The 18,888-nt window shown below is 68.7% G+C and carries 15 protein-coding genes; 4 read left to right on the top strand and 11 right to left on the bottom strand.

Annotated features, from left to right (window positions below; all coding sequences use genetic code 11):
• Positions 1-77 precede the first annotated feature (77 nt).
• Genes ACTJI4_RS04300 through pilG form a run of 4 tightly spaced genes read right to left on the bottom strand, consistent with a single transcriptional unit; the run spans position 78 to position 3,473 of the window.
• Positions 78-2,114 carry a methyl-accepting chemotaxis protein gene (locus tag ACTJI4_RS04300; RefSeq protein ID WP_440868609.1) on the bottom strand — a complete coding sequence of 679 codons (2,037 nt, stop codon included), beginning with the start codon at positions 2,112-2,114 and terminating at the stop codon, positions 78-80.
• 43 nt (positions 2,115-2,157) lie between these two features.
• On the bottom strand, positions 2,158-2,688 hold the full coding sequence (locus ACTJI4_RS04295; protein ID WP_392920752.1) for a chemotaxis protein CheW: 531 nt from the start codon (positions 2,686-2,688) through the stop codon (positions 2,158-2,160).
• Positions 2,688-3,053: a response regulator gene (locus ACTJI4_RS04290; protein ID WP_392920755.1), complete on the bottom strand. Its 366-nt coding sequence runs from the start codon at positions 3,051-3,053 to the stop codon at positions 2,688-2,690. The genes ACTJI4_RS04295 and ACTJI4_RS04290 overlap by 1 nt, the downstream gene beginning before the upstream one ends.
• 18 nt (positions 3,054-3,071) lie before the next feature.
• A complete protein-coding gene (gene pilG, locus ACTJI4_RS04285) occupies positions 3,072-3,473 on the bottom strand; it encodes a twitching motility response regulator PilG (RefSeq protein WP_068853721.1) in 402 nt (133 codons plus the stop codon).
• Between the two features lie 248 nt (positions 3,474-3,721).
• On the opposite strand from pilG, the gene gshB reads away from it, so the two are divergent.
• Both gshB and ACTJI4_RS04275 read left to right on the top strand, forming a co-directional pair.
• Positions 3,722-4,672: a glutathione synthase gene (gshB, locus tag ACTJI4_RS04280; RefSeq protein WP_440868608.1), complete on the top strand. Its 951-nt coding sequence runs from the start codon at positions 3,722-3,724 to the stop codon at positions 4,670-4,672.
• Positions 4,669-5,556: an energy transducer TonB family protein gene (locus tag ACTJI4_RS04275; RefSeq protein ID WP_440868607.1), complete on the top strand. Its 888-nt coding sequence runs from the start codon at positions 4,669-4,671 to the stop codon at positions 5,554-5,556. Before gshB ends, ACTJI4_RS04275 begins: the two co-directional genes overlap by 4 nt.
• Positions 5,557-5,595: 39 nt before the next feature.
• Here the strand turns inward: ACTJI4_RS04275 and tsaB are convergent, their stop codons facing one another.
• The 4 genes from tsaB to mrcB are packed head-to-tail and all read right to left on the bottom strand — an operon-like array spanning position 5,596 to position 11,375.
• On the bottom strand, positions 5,596-6,303 hold the full coding sequence (gene tsaB / locus ACTJI4_RS04270; protein ID WP_392920763.1) for a tRNA (adenosine(37)-N6)-threonylcarbamoyltransferase complex dimerization subunit type 1 TsaB: 708 nt from the start codon (positions 6,301-6,303) through the stop codon (positions 5,596-5,598).
• A 5-nt stretch (positions 6,304-6,308) separates the two neighbouring features.
• Positions 6,309-8,345 (bottom strand): ATP-dependent DNA helicase, encoded by a 2,037-nt coding sequence (locus ACTJI4_RS04265; RefSeq protein ID WP_440868606.1) that lies wholly within the window; start codon positions 8,343-8,345, stop codon positions 6,309-6,311.
• A gap of 37 nt (positions 8,346-8,382) precedes the next feature.
• Positions 8,383-8,913: a tetratricopeptide repeat protein gene (locus tag ACTJI4_RS04260; protein ID WP_440868605.1), complete on the bottom strand. Its 531-nt coding sequence runs from the start codon at positions 8,911-8,913 to the stop codon at positions 8,383-8,385.
• Positions 8,914-8,936: 23 nt separating this feature from the next.
• On the bottom strand, positions 8,937-11,375 hold the full coding sequence (gene mrcB / locus ACTJI4_RS04255; protein ID WP_392920987.1) for a penicillin-binding protein 1B: 2,439 nt from the start codon (positions 11,373-11,375) through the stop codon (positions 8,937-8,939).
• A gap of 95 nt (positions 11,376-11,470) precedes the next feature.
• Here mrcB and ACTJI4_RS04250 point away from each other — a divergent pair, with 95 nt between their 5' ends.
• Positions 11,471-13,570, top strand: a complete 2,100-nt coding sequence (locus tag ACTJI4_RS04250) for a glycosyltransferase (protein WP_392920771.1) — start codon at positions 11,471-11,473, stop codon at positions 13,568-13,570.
• 10 nt (positions 13,571-13,580) lie between these two features.
• Here the strand turns inward: ACTJI4_RS04250 and ACTJI4_RS04245 are convergent, their stop codons facing one another.
• The 3 genes from ACTJI4_RS04245 to ACTJI4_RS04235 all read right to left on the bottom strand — a co-directional run bounded on the left by ACTJI4_RS04245 (position 13,581) and on the right by ACTJI4_RS04235 (position 18,237).
• Positions 13,581-14,423 (bottom strand): NAD(P)H-binding protein, encoded by an 843-nt coding sequence (locus ACTJI4_RS04245; RefSeq protein WP_440868604.1) that lies wholly within the window; start codon positions 14,421-14,423, stop codon positions 13,581-13,583.
• A gap of 71 nt (positions 14,424-14,494) precedes the next feature.
• Positions 14,495-16,054, bottom strand: coding sequence for a hypothetical protein (locus ACTJI4_RS04240; RefSeq protein WP_440868603.1), 1,560 nt, complete (start codon positions 16,052-16,054; stop codon positions 14,495-14,497).
• 29 nt (positions 16,055-16,083) lie between these two features.
• On the bottom strand, positions 16,084-18,237 hold the full coding sequence (locus tag ACTJI4_RS04235) for a RelA/SpoT family protein (RefSeq protein ID WP_392920779.1): 2,154 nt from the start codon (positions 18,235-18,237) through the stop codon (positions 16,084-16,086).
• 96 nt (positions 18,238-18,333) lie between these two features.
• On the opposite strand from ACTJI4_RS04235, the gene ACTJI4_RS04230 reads away from it, so the two are divergent.
• Entirely contained in the window at positions 18,334-18,870 is a 537-nt protein-coding gene (locus ACTJI4_RS04230; RefSeq protein WP_392920781.1) for a hypothetical protein, read from the top strand.
• Positions 18,871-18,888 lie beyond the last annotated feature (18 nt).

The following is an 18,888-nucleotide window of genomic DNA, read 5'->3' as shown; positions in this document are numbered from 1 at the left end:
GTGGGCGCGCATGTCGTGCTGTGCTTTATCGCGATGCATCATCTGCTGATTCCTTCCCTCTCCGCCCTGCCCGCGGCTCACGCCGGCAGCTTGAAGTCGGCAACCGAGCGGCGCAGGTCGGCCGCCAGCTGTGCCAAATGACCGATCGACTCGGCGGTCTGTCCCGCGCCCTGCGAGGTCTGGCCGGTAATCTGACGGATCACGCCCATGGTGCGGGTGATGTCCGACGCGGCCGACGACTGCTGCTGGGCGGCGATCGAGATGTTCTTGATGAGGTTGTTGAGCGCGTTGGACACGCGTTCGATTTCGGTCAGCGCCGTACCGGCGTCCTCGGCCAGGCGTGCACCGGACACCACTTCGGCCGTGGTCTGCTCCATCGAGCTGACCGCTTCGTTGGTATCGGCCTGAATGGCCTGGACCAGGTTTTCGATTCGGCGGGTCGCACCGGAGGTGCGTTCTGCCAGGCGCTGCACTTCGTCGGCCACGACCGCGAAACCGCGACCGGCTTCACCGGCCGAGGCCGCCTGGACTGCGGCGTTCAATGCCAGGATGTTGGTCTGCTCGGAAATGTCGTTGATCAGTTCCACGATCGAGCCGATTTCCTGCGAGGACTCGCCCAGGCGCTTGATGCGCTTGGAGGTTTCCTGGATCTGGTCGCGGATCTGGTCCATGCCCTGGATGGTTTCGCGCACCACGCCGGCACCCTCGGCGGCGATGACCACCGAGCGCTGCGCCACGTCGGCCGACTCGGCCGAGTTGCGCGACACCTGTTCAATGCTCGACGCGATTTCGCCGATGCGGTCCGACGCCGAGGTGATCTGGTTGGCCTGGTGGCCGGCCGCTTCGGCCAGCTGCATCGCTGTGGCCTGAGTTTCCTGGGTGGACACGGCGACCTTGGCCGAGGTGTCGTTGATGGTGGTCACCAGGTGGCGCAGTTCGTCCACGGCGTAGTTGATTGCGTCGGCAATGGCGCCGGTCATGTCCTCGGTCACCGAGGCCTTCACCGTCAGGTCGCCTTCACCCAGCGAGCTGATTTCGTCCAGCAGCCGCATGATGGCCTGCTGGTTGCGGCTGTTGAACTCCACCTGGGTCTGGTAGCGCAGTTCCTGCTCGCGCGAACGGCTGCGCACGGTGCTGCTGACGAAGCCGATGATGGCGATCAGCGACAGCGCGCCGGAAATCACGCCCAGCCAGAAGTTCGGGAACAGGCGGGTATCGCGTACCGAACCGAACGAAGAGAACGCCTCGAACAGCTTCTTGCTGTCGTCGAGCATCTTGGTCGCACCGCCGGTCAACGCCGCGGCCGACGACTGCGCCGAGAACAGCTGGCGCGAGCTGGCCAGGATCGCGTCGGCGTCCTGCTTCATGGTGTCCCACTGCTTCTGCGACTGCTCGAGCGCGGCCAGCGCGGCGGCGTTGCGGACCGGCGCGATGCCCAGTTCCTCGTTGCCGTTGCGCAGCGCGTCCAGCACCTGGGTGAACACCACCGAGTCGCGGGCCAGCGCATCGCCCGCGGCGGCAGCGTTGGCGCCGCCGGCGCGCATTTCGGTCACGCGGCGCGCCATCGAGCCCACCACAACGACCTGCTGCAGGGCGTTGTAGACCTGCGACGCGGGCGCGCCGCCTGCCGACATGGCGCGCACCACTTCGTTCAACTGGGCCTGCAGCGCGGGAACGCCGTTGACGAAGTTGTTGGCGTTGCCGGCCAGCGCCAGCACCGCCGGTTCACTGGCCACCAGCTGGGCGGCGCTCTTGCCGAGCGGCTCCCAGGTCTGGGTCAGCTGGTTGAGCGGACCGGACACGTTGGCTTCGCTGCCGTAGCGGCCCTGCAGGCTGCTCACGGTGCTTTCGATGCGGGCCTTGGTGTCCTTGAAGGCAGTGAAGGCCTGGGCGTTGCCCGACACCGCTTCACGGCCCTGGTTGGCCAGCTGCTGCGACAGCACCTGGAGGTCGGCCGCGCCGGTGCTGGCGCCGGCCAGGCGACTGCCCTGCCAGGTGGCCACGCCGGTGTTGACGCCGAACACGATCATCGACAGGGCCAGCAGGCCGAGCCAGAAATTGGTTCCTACCGTGCCCAGCTTGCCGGCCTTGGCGGTTTCCGAAGAAGTACTCATCGTTCAACCTCGATCTTCAATGCAGTGAGGCAGGCAGCAGCGTTCACGCCGCGGCCTGCCTGAATTCGGGGGTACGCGACAACAGTGACAGCGAGAACACGCCCCAGTCGTGGCCGTCGCCGCGGAACGCGCGGTCGATGAAGTGGGCGTAGCGGCCACTGGCCAGGTCACCACTTTCGATATCCTGGTCCAGCTCGAAACTGCGCTGGCCGAACAGTTCATCGATGGTCAGGGCGACGTCGCCGCCGGCCTGGCGCATGATCAGCACGCGCTGGCCTTCCTGCTGCACCGTGCGCTCGCCTTCCATGAAGTACTTCAGGTCGACCACCGGGAACAGGTTGCCGCGCAGGTTGCCCACGCCCAGCAGCCACGGCTGCGCGCCGGGCACCGGGGTAATCGGCGGCATCGGCACGATTTCGACCACCTCGCGGAAGTCCGAGACCAGGTGGCGCTTGCCGACCCGGTAGCCGACGCCGCGCCACAGGTCCTGGGCGAACTGCCGCTCGGGCAGCTGCACCGCATGGGCCAGGCTGCGCCGTTCGTAGGCTTCAAGGATGTCGAAGGGAGAACGCATCAGGACACCAGCAGGTCGTTGATCTGCGCGATCAGGTCTTCTTCGCGCGGTGGCTTCACCACGTAGGCGGCCGCGCCCTGGCGCAGCCCCCAGGCCTTGTCGGTTTCCATCGCCTTGGTACTCACGATGATCACCGGGATTGCCCTGGTCTTCTCATCGCGGTTCAGCGCACGGGTCGCCTGGAAGCCGCTCATGCCCGGCAGCACCACGTCCATCAGCACGAGCTGTGGCTGGTGTTCCTGCACGAGCTTGATGCCGTCCTCGGCGTTGCCGGCTTCGAGCACTTCGTGCCCGGCCTTGGTCAACCACTGGATGAACACCGCCCGGTCGGTCGGTGAGTCCTCGATCAGAACGATTCGAGCCATTGTGCCTTTCCCCCCTGGTCAGGCGTTTACGTATGTGCGGATGGCACCCAGCAGTTCTTCACGCGTGAAAGGCTTGGTCAGGTACTGCTCCGAGCCCACGATGCGACCGCGCGCCTTGTCGAACAGGCCATCCTTGGACGACAGCATGATCACCGGCGTAGCCTTGAACAGCTGGTTGTTCTTGATCAGCGCGCAGGTCTGATACCCGTCGAGACGGGGCATCATGATGTCCACGAAGATGATCTGGGGCTGTGTGTCGGCGATCTTCGCCAACGCCTCGAAACCATCGGTCGCGGTCACTACTTCGCAGCCTTCACGCTTGAGCAGCGTTTCAGCCGTTCTGCGGATGGTCTTCGAATCATCGATGACCATCACCCTGAGCCCTGCGAGTTCCCCACCCGCAGCCATGTTTTCAGTCATTACCTTTCCCCGAGCGCGCGACGCTTCTGCTTTGGTCCGGCGCCGCTGCGAAAGCGTATCTATATCCCACCACGCGGCCGTCATCAAGGGTGTGCTTCCGAAGCCAAGCCGGGAGCGCCCCCCGCGAACCGGCCCGGCCCGGAACTGCGCAAAGCGTGAAGACCGCCGGACGCTGCGTTCCGCCGCTCCGGGCGGGCAATACGGCCGCATTGCCGCTACCATCAGCGCCTGCCCGCCAGGTTGCGACCATGCCGTTGAACGTCATCGTGGTGATGGATGCCATCGCCCACATCAAGATCGCCAAGGACACCACCTTCGCCATGCTGCTGGAAGCCCAGCGCCGTGGCCACGCTCTGCACTACGTCAGCCCCGGCGGGCTGGCGCTGCGTGACGGAGTCGCGGTGGCCCGCACCGCGCCGCTGCAGGTGCGCGACGACAAGCATGACTGGTTCACGCTCGGTGAATTCAGCCAGACCACGTTCGGCCCGGGCCAAGTGGTGCTGATGCGCAAGGATCCGCCCGTGGATGCCGAATTCATCTACGACACCCAGGTGCTGGACGTGGCCCAGCAGGCCGGTGCGCTGGTGGTGAACGACCCGCAGGGCCTGCGCGACTACAACGAGAAGCTGGCCGCCCTGCTCTTCCCGCAGTGCTGTCCGCCGACCCTGGTGAGCCGTCGCCATGCCGACCTGAAGGCGTTCGTGCTTGAACACGGCCAGGCCGTGCTCAAGCCGCTGGACGGCATGGGGGGGCGCTCGATCTTCCGCAGCGGCACCGGGGATCCGAATCTCAACGTGATCCTGGAAACGCTGACCGACGGCGAGCGCAGGCTGACCCTGGCACAGAAGTTCATCCCCGACATCACCGCCGGCGACAAGCGCATCCTGCTGGTCGACGGCGAGCCGGTGGACTACTGCCTGGCGCGGATTCCGCAGGGCGACGAGTTCCGCGGCAACCTGGCCGCTGGCGGCCGCGGCGAAGGCCGCCCGCTGAGCGAGCGCGACCGCTGGATCGCCGCGCAGGTCGGGCCGGAAATGAAGCGCCGTGGCATGCGCTTCGTAGGGTTGGATGTGATCGGTGATTACCTGACCGAAGTCAACGTCACCAGCCCCACCTGCGTGCGCGAACTGGATGCGCAGTTCGGGCTGAACATCGCCGGCACCCTGTTCGACGCGATCGAGGCCAGCCTGGCGCAATGAATACGGCGGTCGCCCCGATGGTGCCCCTGCAGGCCCGCGAATCGCAGCGCCTGGGCGCGACCCTGGCGCTGTCGGCGCTGGTGCATGCGCTGCTGATCCTGGGGGTGGGCTTCGCGGTCAGCGACAACGCCGCGCTGGTACCTACCCTGGACGTGATCTTCAGCCAGACCCAGACGCCGCTGACGCCCAAGCAGGCTGACTTCCTGGCCCAGGCGAACCAGCAGGGCGGCGGCGACCACGACAAGGCGCAGCGTCCGCGCGACAACCAGACCGGGATCGTGCCGCAGCCGCAGGCCGGGCTGTCGCCGGTGCCGCAGCAGCGCCAGGATGCCGCGCGCCCACCGCCGCCGCAGGCGCGGGTCGTGGCCAGCCGCAACAGCTCCGACCGGGTCGCCGAAGCCCAGCCACAGCCACTGCCGGAACATCCGCAGCAGGATCCGGCGCTGACCGCACGCGAACAACGCGATGCCGAAATGGCGCGGCTGGCCGCCGAAGTGCACCTGCGCTCGGCGCAGTACGCCAAACGCCCGAACCGCAAGTTCGTGTCGGCCAGCACCCGTGAGTACGCCTACGCCAACTACCTGCGCGCGTGGGTGGACCGCGCCGAGCGCGTGGGTAACCTGAACTACCCCGATGAGGCGCGCCAGCGCCGCCTCGGCGGCCAGGTAGTGATCACCGTGGGCGTGCGTCGCGACGGCAGCGTGGAAAGCAGCCGGATCCTGCGCAGCAGCGGCACGCCGCTGCTGGATGAAACCGCACTGCGGGTAATCCGCCTGGCCCAGCCGTTCCCGCCGCTGCCCAAGACCGATGACGGCGTGGATATCCTGCAGGTCACCCGGACCTGGGTGTTCCTGCCCGGCGGCGAGCTGCGCGACGACCGGTGAATGAGGTCGGACACCCGAAACGGTGACTGCGGCCAATCCCTAGACCTGCTGTTTTGCCGCCCGCGCAGCCTGCTGTTCAACCAGCGTAAGCGCCACGTTGTTGCGCAGGTAGGCCGGTTCGACCAGCTCCGGCGCCATCGCCTCGCCGCGCTCGAACATCGGCACCGCCAGCGTCAGCAGGTCGGATGCGCGCGGCAACGCCTGTGCATCGACACCTTCCAGCTGGTCGGCCAATCGGGCAGCGAGCACGCCATCGGCCGCGCCGAAGCCGGTGCCGACACCGAACCAACGGCTGCCATCGGGCACTTCCACCGCCTCCGGCGCACACACCACTTCCTCGCCCTGCAGCTGCCATTGCCCATCCACGCGCACCTGGCGAGCCGCGTACACCTCGCCCATGCGCGCATCGATGCTGCTCAGCACATGGGTCGCTCCGGCCGGCGCACGCAGCGCCAGCACCTGCAGAGTGGACACCGGAATCAGCGGACGATCCAGCGCCAGTGCGATGCCCTGGGCAATGGCAATGGCCAGCCGTACGCCGGTGAAGGCACCCGGCCCGCGCCCCAGAGCGATCGCGTCAAGCTGCGACCGCGCCAGCCCGGCCTCGCCCAGCAGCTCCTCGGCCCAGGGCAGGCTCAGTTCGGCATGGCGGCGCGGGGCGATCTCGAAGCGCTCACGCACCTGCCCATCCACGTAAAGGGCAACGGAGCAGGCTTCGGTGGCGGTTTCAAAAGCGAGCAGTTTCATGGGGATCAGAACAGGGAAGTAGGAAAGGCGTCTGCAACCGCGGCGGGACCTGCAGTCCCGGGGTCGGCAGCCGTGGCAGGCCATTGTGGCGCAAAGAAGCTCTGCACATCGCCCAGCGAGCGGGTGCGCCGGAACGGCGGCAGCGAATCCAGGAAGGTACGGCCGTAGCTGCGGCTGACCAGGCGTGGATCGCACAGCACCAGCACGCCCCGGTCGGTCTCGCTGCGGATCAACCGCCCCACTCCCTGCTTGAGCGCGATTACCGCCTGCGGCAGCTGCTCGTCGCGGAAGGGGTTGCCGCCGTCGCGGCGGATCGCGTCCAGCCGCGCCTCGAATACCGGGTCGTCGGGGGCGGCAAAGGGCAACTTGTCGATCACCACCACGCTCAATGCATCGCCCACCACATCCACGCCTTCGCGAAAACTGGCCGAGCCCAACAGCACGCCATTGCCCGATTCGCGGAAGCGCTGCAGCAGCGTGGCGCGCGGCGCCTCGCCCTGCACGAACAGTGGCCAGGGCGCGTCGCGCAGCGCTTCGGCCGCCTCGCGCAGGGCGCGATGCGAGGCGAACAGCAGGAATGCCCGGCCGGCGGACGCTTCCAACACCGGGGTCAGCGCGCGAATCAGCGCAGTACCGAAGCCGCGCGCAGCCGGATCGGGCAGATCGGTCGGCAGGTAGCACAGCGCCTGCCGGGCCCAGTCGAACGGACTCGGCTGCAGCAGGGTGATGGGGTCGTCCAGGCCCAGCCGCTGCGCGATGTGTTCGAACCTGCCGTCAACGGTGAGCGTGGCCGAGGTAAAGATCCACGCTGCCATCGAACGCTGGCGGTGCTCGCGAAGGGGCCCGGATACATCCATCGGCGTACGCTGGCAGCGGAAGCCACGCGGGGTGAGCTCGTACCACAGCACGTCGGCCGGCGCCGGCGCCTGTTCCGGATCGGCATCGAAATCCAGCAGCGGCGCATCGTCGCCCAACCAGCGCGACAGCCGCGACACCGCCTCCATCGCACGCGCATGGCAGGCATCCAGGCCTGGCGATGCGGCCCGCACGCCATCGAGTGCATCGCGCAGCGCGACCAGTGAACTCATCGCGGCGTCGAAGCCATCGCGCACCTGCGGTACCGCCAGGGCGCGCCACTGGGTGCCACGCGCGGGCAGGCCATCCATCGCCATGCGCAGGTCACGCAGGGTCTGCTCCAATGTCCCGGCATGCGCCTGCAGCGCCGCCTGGGCGCCGGCCACGCTGCGACTCTCGGCCAGGCAGTCGCGGGCCAGTTCCTGCCACGGCCGCATGCCAAAGCCTTCGCCGAAGAAGTTGGCCGCCAGCTCCGGCAACTGGTGGGCTTCGTCGATCACGAACGCCTGCGCACCCGGCAGGATTTCGCCGAAGCCCTCCTGCTTGAGTGCCAGGTCAGCCAACAGCAGGTGATGGTTGACCACCACCACGTCGGCCGCCTGCGCACGCTGGCGCGCCTGCACCACGAAGCAGTCGTCCCAGAACGGGCACTCGGTACCCAGGCAGTTGTCCACCGTGGAGGTGACCATGGGGTACAGCGGTGAATCGTCGGGCAGCGCTTCCAACTCGGCCATGTCGCCGAACTTCGTGCGCCCCGACCAGGCCAGGATGCGCTGGAACTGCGCCACTTCCTGCGGCGAGGTGAAGCGCGGTTCGCCTCGCGCCTGCTGCAGCCGGTACCGGCACAGGTAGTTGGACCGGCCCTTGAGCAGCGCGCTGCTGTGCCCCACCCCGAGCGCGGCGCGCACGCGCGGCAGGTCGCGGTGGTAGAGCTGGTCCTGCAGCGCGCGGGTACCGGTGGAAATGATGGTTTTCAGGCCCGACAGCAGCGCCGGTACCAGGTAGGCGAAGGTCTTGCCAGTGCCGGTGCCGGCCTCGGCCAGCAGCACTTCGCGCTGGTCGAAGGCCTCGGCAATGGCCGTGGTCAGGCGCAGCTGGGCCGGGCGCGCGACGAAGGCATCAAGTTGGCTGGCCAGGGTGCCGCCCTCGCTGAGGGCTTCACTGCTGGCGTGGGCAAGGCGGGACATACCGCCATTGTAGTGCCGGCCGCAGGCCGGCGAACCGTCAATAGCGTTTTATGCCCGGCACCGTGCAGCCTTCCAGCTGGGCGTGCGCCGACACCGCGTTTTCCTTTTCGCCACGCGCCAACCGCGCCTGTTCGATGGTGGCCCAGTGGCGGCGGCACAGCGGGCCGGTTTTCGATCCCAGCTCCACCGCCTCGCGGGCCAGCGTTTCGGCGCGTGCCCAGTCACCCTGCAGCAGCGCGATTTCCGCGCGTTCCTGCACGATGGAGGGATCGCCTTCGTTGATCAGCAGTGCCTGGTCCAGCGCCTCGGCCGCACCGGCCAGATCGTTGGCCTGGCGCTTGGCCTTGGCCACTACGCGCAGGTCCTCGATGCCGGCATCGCGCAGCGGCTGCACGTCCAGTTCCTTGTCATCCTTGCCAGCGCTGGCATCCACCGCCGCCATGCGCTGGGCCGGCGTTGTGGTATCCACCGGCGCCTTCACCGGCGGCGCGGTGGACACGCAGGCGGCCAGCGCCAGCCCAAGGGTGAGCACGGTAGCGGTACGAATCACGGTGCGGGAAGTCGTCATGCGGGGCTGCCTTGCGTTGCGCTTCATCGAGCGGGGGAAGTGGCCGCGGGTGCGGCCTGCGCCGGCTCGGCGGCCGGTTCGGGCTTCTTGTCCAGGCCGAACCAGCTGCGCCAGCCGCCGCCTTCGCTGCCCTCGCCGCCTTCGCCTTCCGGCAATGCGGTGGGGGCCACGCACGCAGTGTAGGCCGGTGCGTAGCCGACCACGAACGGGAAACGGCGCGCGCCCGGGCAGGACTCGTCGGTGGCGGCGGTCCCACCGGCTTCGACCGGCTGCCAGTCCAGGCCCTTGTTGCTGACCTTCAGCGGCGCGCTCGGCAGGCGGCTGAAGATGCCCGACCACACCCGCATGGCGCCGGTGGCGCCGAACAGGCCGGTCTGCTGGTTCTGGTCGTTGCCCATCCAGACCACTGCCAGGTGGTCGCCGGTGTAGCCGGCGTACCAGCTGTCACGGCCGTCATTGGAGGTACCGGTCTTGCCGGCCGCCTGCAGGCGCGACAGGCCGTCGGCATTGAGGCGCGCGGCGGTGCCACTGGAGACCACCTGCTGCAGGCCGATGCTGATCAGGTTGGCGGCGATGGAGTCGCCTTCCTGGGCCGGTGCCGGGGTCTTGTCATAGCGCTTGAGCAGCTTTCCCTGCGGATCGAGCACGCCGCGCACCGCGTGCAGCGGCTGGATTTCGCCGCCGGAGGCGAGGAACTGGTACAGCTGCGCCATCGCATACGGGCTCTGATCGGTCGCGCCCAGGATCACCGAGGGATTGCTCTCGGCCTTCAACCCGGCCAGCACGTGGATCAGCTGGGTGACGCGTTCCGGGCCTACCTGCATGCCCACGCGCACGGTGGCCTGGTTGTAGGAATTGGCCAGCGCATCGACCAGGCGCACGGTGCCGTGGCTGCGGTTGTCCGCATTGCCCGGGGTCCAGCGCTTGCCGCGGCTGAGCTGCACGGTCACCGGCGAATCGTCGACGAAGGTCGCCAGCGAATACTTGTCCGGCTGCGCCAGTGCCAGCAGGTACACGAACGGCTTGAGCAGCGAGCCTACCTGCCGCTGCGCTTCGATGGCCCGGTTGAAGCCCGGTTCGGACACATCGCGGCTGCCGACCACGGCCAGCACGTCGCCATTGTGCACATCGGTCAGCACCAGGCCGGCCTGCAGTTCGGGGCGACGCTTGTTCTCCAGCGACTTCAGCGTCCTGGTCACCGCGCCTTCGGCATAGGCCTGGGCAGACGGCGCCATGCCGGTCATGACGCTCAGGCCGGCGCCCTGCAACACGGATTCCGGGTAGTCATGCCCCAGCTGCCGGCGCACCAGATCCACATAGGCCGGGAACCGGTTGGCGGCGATCAGGCCCGGGTTCTTCGGTACGCCCAGCGGCGCCTTGAGCGCGCGCTGCAGTTCGGTCGCGTCGATCAGGCCGTTCTCGTGCAGCTTGCCGAGCACGAAGTTGCGCCGATCCAGCGCACGCTCGGGATTGCGGCGCGGGTCGTAGTACGACGGCCCCTTGACCAGGCCGATCAGCAGCGCGATGTGCTCGGTGTTGAGCGAGGAAAGGTCGCGGCCGAACCAGAATTCGGCGCCGGAGGACATGCCGTGGATTGCCTGGCTGCCGCGCTGGCCCAGGTACACCTGGTTGAGGTAGGCCTCCAGGATGGTGCGCTTGTCGTAGCGCGCTTCCATGATCAGCGCGTACAGCACCTCGTTGAACTTGCGGGTGACCGTCTGTTCCTTGCCGATCCCGAGCAGGCCGCTGCGGGCCAGCTGCTGGGTCAGCGTGGACGCGCCCTGGCGGCTCTGGCCACCGGACCGCACGGTCACCCACACCGCGCGCGCGATGCCGCTCAGGTCGATGCCGTGGTGCCGGTTGAAGTCCTTGTCTTCCACAGCCTGCAAACCGGTGACCAGCAGCTCGGGGGTATCTTCCAGCCGGACCAGGCGGCGTTCCTCCTGCTTCTGTCCGTACAGGGTGGCAATGCGCGCCGGGTCCAGCCGCGCGGCCTTCAGCGCCTTGCGGCTGTCGGCATCGCGCAGCGAGGCGATCTGGCCGCCGGAAAGACGCAGCTCGATCCGGCGCGGCGCGACCTTGCCATCCACATCGTTGTAGCCACGGCTGGAGACAACGAAGCGGCCGCCGTCCTGGCTGAAGGTGGCCGGGGACTTGCCGATGCCGTCATCGCGATACGCCGATGCCGCCAACTCGGTCTTGAGCGTCTGCGCATCCATGGCCACGCCCGGCGCCAGTGTCAGCGGACGTGCATAGACGCGGGTCGGAATCTGCCAGCGCAGCTCGCCGAAGCGCTGGGTGACCTGGGTGTTCAGGTACGCGGTATACGGAATGAGGAAGCCCAGCGCCAGCGCAACGGCGGCCATGCCCCAGGTGATCAGGCGAGGACGCCACTGCGGCCAGCGGCTGTCGGTGTCGTCCTCGAACGCGTCGTTGTCGTCGGAATCGTAGCGTGGGGGCACGGGCATGCAAGAATGTAAAAGTCCGGCGAGTCTAGCGCAGCCTTGGTGGCGCGCGTGTCCCCCGGTTTTCCCCGCTTAGCTGGAGTTGTAACGGGATGCCCACGTCCTTGGCCGATGCACGCTACTTCCTGAACCGCATGATCGGCCTGTTCCGGCGCAGCGTGGCCAGCCTGCGGACACGGGGCTGGCAGGCCACCTGGCAGCGTATCCGGGTGCATGCGCGCCCCGTGGCGAGTCTTCAGCGCGCGCCGCTGTACCTGCCCCCTGCCACCCCGTTCGCGCCGTTTTCGGTGCCGTACAGCGTTGAGCCCCGGGTCAGCATTGTGATCCCGGTGTACAACCATGCCGCCCACACCCTGGCGTGTCTGCGCGCCCTGGCGGCCTACCCGCCGAAGGTGGCCTGCGAGATCCTGGTGGTCGACGACGGCAGCAGCGATGACACGGCGGAGTGGATGCCGCAGGTGCAGGGGCTGCGCTATGAAGTCCGCGCAGCCAATGGCGGGTTCATCGAAGCCTGCAACGACGGTGTGTCACGTTCGCGCGGCGCGTTCATCGTGCTGCTCAACAACGACACCGTACCGCAGCCGGGCTGGCTGGACGCGCTGCTGGACACCTTCGACGCGGTACCGGACGCCGGCCTGGTCGGTTCGCAACTGCTGTATCCGGACGGCCGCCTGCAGGAATCGGGCGGCGTGGTGTTCAACGAGGGCAGCGCGTGGAGCTACGGCCGCTTCGAATCGCCGGACGACCCGCGCTACAGCGCGCTGCGCGATGCGGACTACTGTTCCGGCGCGGCATTGATGCTGCCGCGCCCGCTCTGGGAGCAGCTGGGCGGGCTGGATACGCGCTACCGTCCGGCCTATTACGAAGATACCGACCTGGCCTTCGCAGTGCGCGCCGCCGGCCACCGGGTGCTGGTGCAACCGGCCAGTCGCGTGGTGCATGACGAAGGCACCAGCAACGGCACCGATACCGGCACGGGGATCAAGGCCTACCAGGTCCGCAACCGGGGCGTGTTCGCCGCCAAGTGGGCGCCGGTACTGGCTGCCCACCCCGCCGCAGGCAGCGTACCCACGCCGGCACTGCTGCACCGCCAGCAGCGCCAGGTACTGATCCTCGACGAACGGGTGCCGCAGCCGGATCGCGATTCCGGGTCGCTGCGCCAGTACAACCTGATCCGCATGCTGCTCGCTGAAGGCCTGCACGTGGTGTTCGTGCCGACCCTGCGCGAACATGCCGGCGCCCCCACCGAAGCGCTGCAGAAGCTGGGCGTGGAGGTCTGGTACGCCCCGTTCCTGGACGGCGTCGGCGCGTGGCTGCGCGAGCACGGGCCGCGCTTTGCGGTGGTAATGATGGTGCGCCACCACGTGGCCAGCGAGTGCCTGCCGCTGCTGCGACGTTATGCACCGGATGCGCGCCGCGTGTTCGACACCGTGGACCTGCATTACCTGCGCGAACGCCGCGGCGCGGAGCTGGCTGGCGATGCCGGACTGCTGCGCAACGCCGAACGCACCCGCACCCGCGAACTGGCGGTGATGGCCGCCAGCGACGTGACCGTGCTGGTGAGCGAAGCCGAGCGCACCCAGCTGCAGGTCGACGCCCCGGCCGTACACGTGGAGCTGATTTCCAACCTGCATGAAGTGGCCGGTGGCGGCGCCAGCTGGGCACAGCGCCGCGACCTGGTGTTCGTTGGTGGCTTCCGCCATCCGCCGAACGTGGATGCCATGCAGTGGTTCATCGGCGAGGTGTTCGCGCGCATCCGGGCGCAGTTGCCGGAGGTGCGCTTCCACTGCATCGGCGCCGATGTTCCCCCTGCCCTGCAGGCGCTGGCCGCCACCCAGCCGGGCGTGCAGATCCACGGTTTCGTACCGGTGGTGACCCCCTACATGGACGAGGTGCGCATCGCGGTGGCGCCGCTGCGTTTCGGCGCCGGCGTCAAAGGCAAGGTCAACCTGAGCATGGCCCACGGCCAGCCGGTCGTGGCTACCACCGTGGGGGTCGAAGGCATGCACCTGCGCGATGGCGAGGATGTACTGGTGGCCGACGATGCCGACGCGTTTGCGGCCGCCGTGGTCCGCCTGTACCGCGACGAAGCGCTGTGGCGGAAACTGTCGACTGCGGGGCTGCGCAACGTGGCGGACCACTTCTCGCTGGACGCCGCGCGCGACACGGTGCGGCGCGTGTTCGTCCAGTAAGGGCAGGCCGTCAGGGGGTATGCGGCCGCCAGGTCGCAGGGGTCGGCTGGAACGCACGTGGCTCCACGCCCAGGCGTCGGGTCAGTTCGGTGTTGTCCGCCACCAGGTCCTGCTGCAGTCGCGACACCGGTCCGCGCGCACGCGGCACGGCCGCCGCGAGCAGCGCCAGTACTGTCTCCGGAAGGTATACCGGCAGCGTGAAGCTGCCCATGCTCGCGCGCACGCGCTGGAACATCTGCTGGTAATCCAGGCGCTCGCCGCCGCCGATCTGCAGGGTCTGGCCGGATCCCGCCTCGCTGCCCAACGCCGCCACCACCGCCAGTGCGATGTCATCGGCGTGGACCGGCTGGCGCAGCCCGTGCGCCATGGGAATCGGAAACAGGCGCGTGCGCCGCGCCCGCGCGACGATCGGGGTCAGACTGCGGTCGACCCCGGCGCCGTACACCAGCGTTGGACGGAGCACGGTCCACTGCATGCCAAGGCGCTCGGCCTGCTCGGCCAGGTTGCGCTCGCCCCGCTGCAACAACGCCACCAGCGCCTGTTCGTCAGCTTGCGCCGATCCCTGCTTGGTCAACACGCTCATCGAACTGGTAACGATGATCTTTCCCGCCGGCGCAGTGTGCTGCCGGGCCAGCCAGTCGCCCCATGCGTCCAGCGGCGCGAAGCTGACGATTGCCTGCAGCGGTTGCGACGGCGCCGGCAGTGCACGCATGTCGCCCACCTGCCACGCCACCCCCGGCTGCGCCGGGTGCGCATCCCGGCTCAACGCCAGTACGGGCACCTGTGCGGCCACCAGCCGCGGCAACAGGTACCTGCCAATCTGGCTGGTCGCGCCGGAAACAAGAACTGTCATTGCTTTTCCACGATGGAACGAGCGCGCACTATAGCCGACCGGCTGCGTGGAGCCTGCCGGCGCGGTGCGGCTCAGCGAAGTGGATCGGCATCGCGCAGCCGCTGCTGCAGCGCCTGGTATTCGGCCGCCGTGGGGGAAACGCCCCAGCGGGCCGCCTGCTGCAGCGCCTCCTGCGCAAACGCCACGTCGCCCCGGCCCAGGCGCTCACTGCCAATGGCCAGCCAGCGCTGGCCCAGGCGCTGGCCGGCGTCGGCCTGGCCACCGCTGCGCGACAACGCCTGCCAGGCCTCCAGGCACGCACCTGCAGCCTGTACGCGGTTTTCGCGCAGGCGATCTTCGACGCATTGCCGGGTGGCGGGCACCAGCCGCTGTGCCGCCGCATGCACGCGCGCGTCCCGGGGCGCCAGCGCTTGCGCTTCGCGGAGTGCGTCGTAGGCGCTGCTGCCGGGCGGCGACAGGATGTCGCCGCGTGCCTGGGCCTGCTCGAAACGCGCAAGCAGGTCGCGCACGGCCTGCTCGCGGCGTCGGTGCGGCGTGGCGGGTGCGGTCAGCGCCCGCTCGGCCTGGCGCGCCTGCGCAACGGCCTGGCGCGACGCCGCCAACTGGCGTTCGGACGCACCAAACGCCTCTGCAGTGGCCAGCGCCTGCCCCGCCAGATCGAAGCGGAAATCCGCGGCCTGGCGCACCGCCGCCGCCAGCAGCGCCTCGACCACCTGCTGCAGCCCGCGCTGCGCGACGGCGTCATCGGGGCGCACCGCCAGCACTGCCTGGAATGCGTCGCCCGCCAACTGCCAGCGCTGCCGGCGCAGCAACCGCTGCCCATCGCGCACGCGCGCCTCCAGCGCCGCGTTCAGGGCGGCCTCGCTTGCTGGCAGGTCGACATGGCCTGCATCAAAGCCCCGCGCGCGCTGCACGCGGTCCGCGGCACCGGCGACATCACCCCGTGCTGCTGCATCGCGTGCCTGCTGCAGCAGGTCCGAAAGCGCATCCTCGCGCCCTTCCAGCGCGCGCAGGTGGTTCGGCGCCCGCGCCAGTACCTGCTGGAACAGTGGCAAGGCGCTGTCCTCGCTGCCGTCCAGCCGTTGCGCCTGCAGCGCTGATTCGGCCCGGCCCAGCAGCGCGCCAATCCCGGCGCCCCCCTGCCGGTGGTCGCGCAGCCGGCGCGCCACGGCATCGGCATCGCGCTGCGGCACCTGCAGTTCGCGGGCCAGCGCCAGGGCACGCTGCGCGGCCTCCGCATCGCCGGCATCCAGGGCGGCACCGGCCTGCACCAGCGCGGCCTGGCCGGTGCGCGCCAGGCCTTCACGGGCCTGCGGTCGATCGCTGTCCAGCGCCAGCGCCGCCTGGTACCACTCGCGCGCGCCGCTGCCGTCGGCAGCCGTCAACCGTCCCGCCGCCAGTGCACGGTCGCCCCGGTCCAGCAGCTGTTCCACCTGCGGCTCGTTCCAGAACCAGTTGGCCAATGGGCGCCGGAACAGGGCCAGCAGCACGAACACCGTCACCGCCACCAACAGCGCCCAGCGCCAGATGCGGCGCGACTGCCAGGCCTGCACCCACCACCAGCGCCCTTCGCGGCGAACGCGGCGGAGGGCGGCATGCGCGGCGTCCTCATGGTCGGGATGGCGGCTCATTCCGTGAGCGTAGCGTTGGTCACGTGATGTCAGCCCAGACGCCGCGCATGGCTGACGCCAGGCAAGGCATCCAGTTTCCCCAGCAGCGTCGAAAGCTGGCCGTAATCGCTCACCTTCAGGCGCAGGCGCAGGTGCGCTCGGCCACTGTTGCGTACGTTGTCACTGTGGATGTCCAGCACGTACGCATCTTCCTGCGCGATCAGGTTCGTGATGTCCTTGAGCAGCCAGCGGCGATCCACCGCATCGACCGCCACATCCACCTCGTAGCCACCGCCTGCCTGGCCCCACTCGACCGGCAGGATGCGCTGTGGGCTGGCCGCCGACAGTCGCGCCAGTGCGGCACAGTCGGTGCGGTGCACGGTGACTCCACGGGTGCGGGTCAGGTACCCGACGATGGGCTCGCCGGCCACCGGCTGGCAGCAGCGCGCGAGCTGCACCAGCAGGTTGCCCACGCCCTGCACGGTGAACTTGGACTTGCCCAGGCTGTCGCGGCGCGCCGTGGGCCGTGGCAGCGCGGGCACCGCCGGCTGCGTGGCCGCGCGTTCGGCTTCGAGCAGGGCGCGGCTGACCTGGTGCGGGCCGGTGTCGCCCAGCGCTACCTGGATGTACAGGTCATCGACGCTGTCGGCATGGAACTTCTTTGCCGCCACGGCCAGGTCGGCCTGCGCCAGTCCGAGCCGCTTCAGTTCTCGGTCGAGCAGGTCCCGCCCGGCCTGGACGTTGCGCGCCCGGTCCAGTTTGTGGAACCAACCGCGCACTTTCTCGCGCGAGCGGTTGCTGGCCAGGTAGCCATTGGAGGCCAGCAGCCAGTCGCGGCGCGGGTCGGCCTCCTTGCCGGTGAGGATCTCGACCCGGTCGCCACTGCGCAGGCGGTAGGTAAGCGGCACGATGCGGCCGTTGACCTTCGCACCGCGGCAGCGGTGCCCGACCATCGTGTGCACGTGGTACGCGAAATCCAGCGGGGTGGCGCCCTGCGGCAGGTCCATCACCTCGTCCTTGGGGCTGAGCGCGTAGACCCGGTCCTCGGTCAGTTCCGCATCCAGCGCGCCGGCCAGCTCACCGCCGTGGCCTTCCTGGGACTGCTCCAGCAGCTGGCGCATCCAGGTGATCTTGCGATCGAACGCTTTTTCCGCGCCTTTGCTGCCTTCCTTGTAGCGCCAGTGCGCGGCCACGCCAAGCTCGGCCTGGGCGTGCATGTCGTGGCTGCGGATCTGCACTTCGATCGTGCGTCCTTCCGGGCCCACCACGGCGGTGTGCAGGGAACGGTAGTCATTGGCCTTGGGCCGGGCGATGTAGTCATCGAACTCGCTCGGCACCGGCGCCCATAACGAATGCACCACGCCCAGCGCGGCGTAGCAGGCCGCTACGTCCTTGACCATCACCCGCACCGCGCGGATGTCGTACAGCTGCTCATACGCCAGCCGCTTCTTCTGCATCTTCCGCCAGATGCTGTAGATGTGCTTGGGACGCCCGCTGACCTCGGCCTCGATGCCCTGCGCCAGCAGCTCGCGCGACAGCACCTTCTTGACCGATTCGACGTAGCGTTCGCGCGCCAACCGCGTTTCGTCCACTTCACGTGCGATGCGGCGGTAGGTATCCGGCTCCAGGTGCCGGAACGCCAGATCCTCCAGTTCCCACTTCAGCTGCCAGATGCCGAGCCGGTTGGCCAGCGGCGCATGGATGTCACGGGTCAGCTGGGCCAGCGCGCGGCGTTGCTCTTCAGGCAGCCGGTCGGCCGCGCGCATGCGCGCCAGCTGCCGGGCCAGCAGGATCGGAACCACCCGAAGGTCCTGGATGATCGACAGCAGCAACCGGCGCAGGCCTTCGCTGTTGCGCCCGGCATCGCGCCCAGCGTGCAGCGCCCAGACCTGGTCGGCCGCGTCCAGGCCCTCGAGCAGGCCTGTCACGGCAGCCTTGTGGCTGCCAAGCGGAAGCGCATCCAGCCCGGCACGCAACCACGGCAGGTCGAACAGCAGGGCCGCCAGCAGGGCGCTGTCGTCGGCCGACAGCAGGGCCAGCGCATCCACGGTATCGGCCAGCACCGGCCAGGAGGCTGACTGGACGTGGTCGGCATCGTCGGCCTGCCAGCGCTGCAGCAGGGCATCGCGCAGCGCGGGGGGCAGCGAGGCCGCCGACGGTCGGTTCAACAAGCCATCCAGGCCGGGGACAGAAGCGCGGTTCACAGCATCATGCAGACAAGATAGAGAGCCCTACACTAGCGCTGGTATCGTTGCCGGACAATCAGAACCGGTTCCATCATGCATTCCTGGAGAGCTGCCATGCGTTTTTCCCGTCTTAGGTTGTTGGCCGCTGCGGCCGTCCTGCTGGCCGTGTCCGGGCCTGCCCTCGCCCAGCGTGTGGTCGAAGGCGATCTGCAGCAGCAGATGTCACCGGCCGAATTCAAGGCCGCCGGCCTGGACAAGCTGAGCCCCACCGAACTGGCCGCCCTCAACGGCTGGCTGCAGGGCAAGGTGGCTGCGGTCAGCGCCGACGTGCGTGAGCAGGTGCGCGAACAGGTGCGCGAAGAAGCACGCGAGGAAGGCCGTCAGGAAGTGATCGTGAAAAACCGCGGCTTCTTCGACTTCGGCAGCAACGAGCCGATCGTAAGCACGCTGCAGGGCGAATTCCGCGGCTTCGGCAAGGGCCGCCGTTACGTGCTGGCCAACAAGCAGGAATGGGAACAGACCGACGAGACCACGCTGGCCGGCGTGCGTCGCACCGATCCGGAAGTGTCCATCGCGCCGGGCATGATCGGTGCGTGGTACCTGCAGATCAAGGGCGTCAACACCCGCGCCAAGGTCCGCCGGGTCAAATGACAGGGCACGCCCCGCGCG

The organism is Stenotrophomonas sp. 22385, from assembly GCF_052045085.1.
GTDB lineage: Bacteria > Pseudomonadota > Gammaproteobacteria > Xanthomonadales > Xanthomonadaceae > Stenotrophomonas.
The sequence above is the reverse complement of the archived record's forward strand: the minus strand, read 5'-3'. Positions and strand labels throughout refer to the sequence as shown.